Origin of the sequence: Streptomyces sp. MB09-01 (genome assembly GCF_033794505.1) — a bacterium.
GTDB lineage: Bacteria > Actinomycetota > Actinomycetes > Streptomycetales > Streptomycetaceae > Streptomyces.
In genome coordinates this window covers 1-2738 of record NZ_JARAYQ010000491.1, presented here as the reverse complement: position 1 = coordinate 2738, position 2738 = coordinate 1, and the positions used below count along the sequence as shown (strand labels likewise).

Here is a 2738-nt window from a genome sequence, read left to right as displayed (position 1 = left end):
GACTTCCTCCACACCTACAACCACCACCGCTGCCACACCGCACTGGACGGCAAGCCACCGATCAGCCGTGTGAACAACCCTGCGGGTCAATACACCTAGAGGTTGCCGCGCTTCTCCTGCTCCCGCTCGATCGCCTCGAACAGCGCCTTGAAGTTGCCCTTGCCGAAGCCCATCGAGCCGTGGCGCTCGATGATCTCGAAGAAGACGGTCGGGCGGTCCTGCACCGGCTTGGTGAAGATCTGCAGCAGGTAGCCGTCCTCGTCGCGGTCGGCCAGGATCTTCAGCTCGCGCAGCTCGTCGATCGGGACCCGGGTGTCGCCGACCCACTCGCCGAGCGTGTCGTAGTAGCTGTCCGGGACGGAGAGGAACTGGACGCCGGCCGCGCGCATCGAGCGCACCGTCGCGACGATGTCGTTCGAGGCCAGCGCGATGTGCTGGACGCCGGGGCCGCCGTAGAACTCCAGGTACTCGTCGATCTGCGACTTCTTCTTCGCGATCGCCGGCTCGTTGATCGGGAACTTGACCTTCTTGGTGCCGTCCGCGACCACCTTGGACATCAGCGCCGAGTACTCGGTCGCGATGTCGTCGCCCACGAACTCCTTCATGTTCGTGAAGCCCATGACCTTGTTGTAGAAGGCGACCCACTCGTTCATGCGGCCGAGTTCCACGTTGCCGACGCAGTGGTCGATGGCCTGGAAGGTGCGCTTGGCCGGGGGCGCGACCATCGGGTCGAGGGCCACGTAGCCCGGCAGGTACGGGCCGGTGTAGTCGCCGCGCTCGACCAGCGTGTGGCGGGTCTGGCCGTACGTCGCGATCGCGGCCAGCACGACGGTGCCGTGCTCGTCCTTGACCTCGTACGGCTCGTCCAGGCCGCGGGCGCCCTGCTCGACGGCGTACGCGTAGGCCGCGCGGACGTCGGGGACCTCGATGGCGAGGTCGATCACGCCGTCGCCGTGCTCGGCGACGTGCTCGGCCAGGAAGCGGCCGTGGTCGGTGGCCGGCTTGATGACCGAGGTCAGCACGAAGCGCGCGGAGCCGTTGGTCAGGACGTAGCTGGCCGTCTCGCGGCTGCCGTTCTCCGGTCCGGAGTAGGCCACGAGCTTCATGCCGAAGGCGGTCGAGTAGTAGTGCGCGGCCTGCTTGGCATTGCCGACGGCGAAGACGACCGCGTCCATGCCCTTCACCGGGAAGGGATCTGCCTCACGCGCGGTGTGCGGGGTGGTGTCGAGGGTCTCAGTCATGAGCGCAGAGTCCCGCCGATCCACAAGCTGCGCAATAGTTTCCTTTTTGCCTATACAAGGTGACCAGTCTGAGCGCAGGATGGCTGAAACATCTGTGCACTATGACCACTCACGAGCGCACGTGGGCACCGGAGGCATCCATGGGCATCGACGAACTCGACGGCCGGCTCATCGTCCTGCTCGCCCGCGAGCCCCGGATCGGGGTCCTGGAGGCTTCGCGCCGCCTCGGCGTGGCCCGCGGGACCGTGCAGGCCCGTCTCGACCGGCTCCAGTCGAACGGGGTCATCCGCGGTTTCGGCCCGCAGGTCGATCCGACGGCCCTCGGGTATCCGGTGACCGCCTTCGCCACGCTGGAGATCAAGCAGGGGCAGGGCGCCGACGTACGGGCCCACCTGGACGGGGTGCCGGAGGTGCTGGAGCTGCACACGACCACCGGGCACGGGGACATGCTGTGCCGGCTCGTCGCCCGGTCCAACGCCGACCTCCAGCGGGTGATCGACCGCGTCGTCGGGTTCGAGGGGATCGTCAGGGCGTCGACGGCGATCGTGATGGAGAACCCGGTACCCCTGCGGATCATCCCGCTGGTCGAGCAGGCGGCCGTGGACGACACCCGGCCCTGACGCCACTGCCCGGGCCCCGGCACCGGCGGACTTCCAAAGAAGACGTTGCAAAGAAATACTTGCAGAGAAGCCTTTGCAACTCTATGGTCGAGCCATGCCCGAGAACCCCCTGGACCGCGTCGACCCCGTCGACCCCGTCGAACCTGGCGGGCCCGCAGAGCCGGCAGAGCCGGCAGAGCCCAACGTCCGTACGCTGGACGCCCGTTCACTGCGCGGCCTCGCCCACCCGCTGCGCATCCGCCTGCTGGGCGCGCTGCGCCACGACGGCCCGGCGACCGCCTCCCAACTGGCCGACCGGCTCGGGGAGTCGAGCGGCGCCACCAGCTACCACCTGCGCCAGCTCGCGGCGCACGGGTTCGTCGAGGACGCACCCGAGCACGGCAAGGGCCGCGAACGCTGGTGGCGGGCCGTCTACGACGCCACGGCGTTCGACGAGACGCTGACGCTCGACGAGGACCCGGCCGTGCGGGGTGCGGCGGACCTCTTCCTGCACGAGATCGCGACGATCCACACGCAGGAGCTGAGCACCTGGCTCGGCAACGCCCACAACTGGCCCCAGGAGTGGCGGCGCGGCGCGGACATGAGCGACTTCACCCTGCACCTGACCGCCGGGCAGAGCCTCGAACTGATCCACAAGATGCACGACCTGATCAACAGCTATCGCGACCTGCCGGCCTCGGAGGGCGCGAAGGCGGTCCGCTTCCACACTCACGCCTTCCCGCGGGAGGCGGCCGAGCCGACGCGAACAGCCTTCGCTCCCTCACCGCCGGGCCAGGGGGCAGAGTCGTTGTTGAGTCCGTACTCGTTTGTGGATGGTTGAGTGCCTAAACCGACTGATTGGTTGGGGTGTAAGGTATATAAGTAACCAAACCACGTC

At 67.9% G+C, this 2738-nt stretch carries 3 protein-coding genes and 1 pseudogene; 3 read left to right on the top strand and 1 reads right to left on the bottom strand.

Translation table 11 applies throughout. The features are described 5' to 3' along the window. Positions 1-99 (top strand): annotated as a pseudogene (locus PV721_RS42745) (IS481 family transposase); the annotation flags it as partial. Here PV721_RS42745 and hppD read toward each other — a convergent pair. Further along, positions 96-1241 (bottom strand): 4-hydroxyphenylpyruvate dioxygenase, encoded by a 1146-nt coding sequence (gene hppD, locus PV721_RS42740; protein WP_319734204.1) that lies wholly within the window; start codon positions 1239-1241, stop codon positions 96-98. The pseudogene PV721_RS42745 and the gene hppD overlap by 4 nt on opposite strands. A 140-nt stretch (positions 1242-1381) precedes the next feature. On the opposite strand from hppD, the gene PV721_RS42735 reads away from it, so the two are divergent. Beyond that, positions 1382-1861: an Lrp/AsnC family transcriptional regulator gene (locus PV721_RS42735; protein ID WP_319734203.1), complete on the top strand. Its 480-nt coding sequence runs from the start codon at positions 1382-1384 to the stop codon at positions 1859-1861. 94 nt (positions 1862-1955) lie between these two features. Next, a complete protein-coding gene (locus PV721_RS42730) occupies positions 1956-2681 on the top strand; it encodes a helix-turn-helix domain-containing protein (RefSeq protein ID WP_319734202.1) in 726 nt (241 codons plus the stop codon). Positions 2682-2738: the final 57 nt, after the last annotated feature.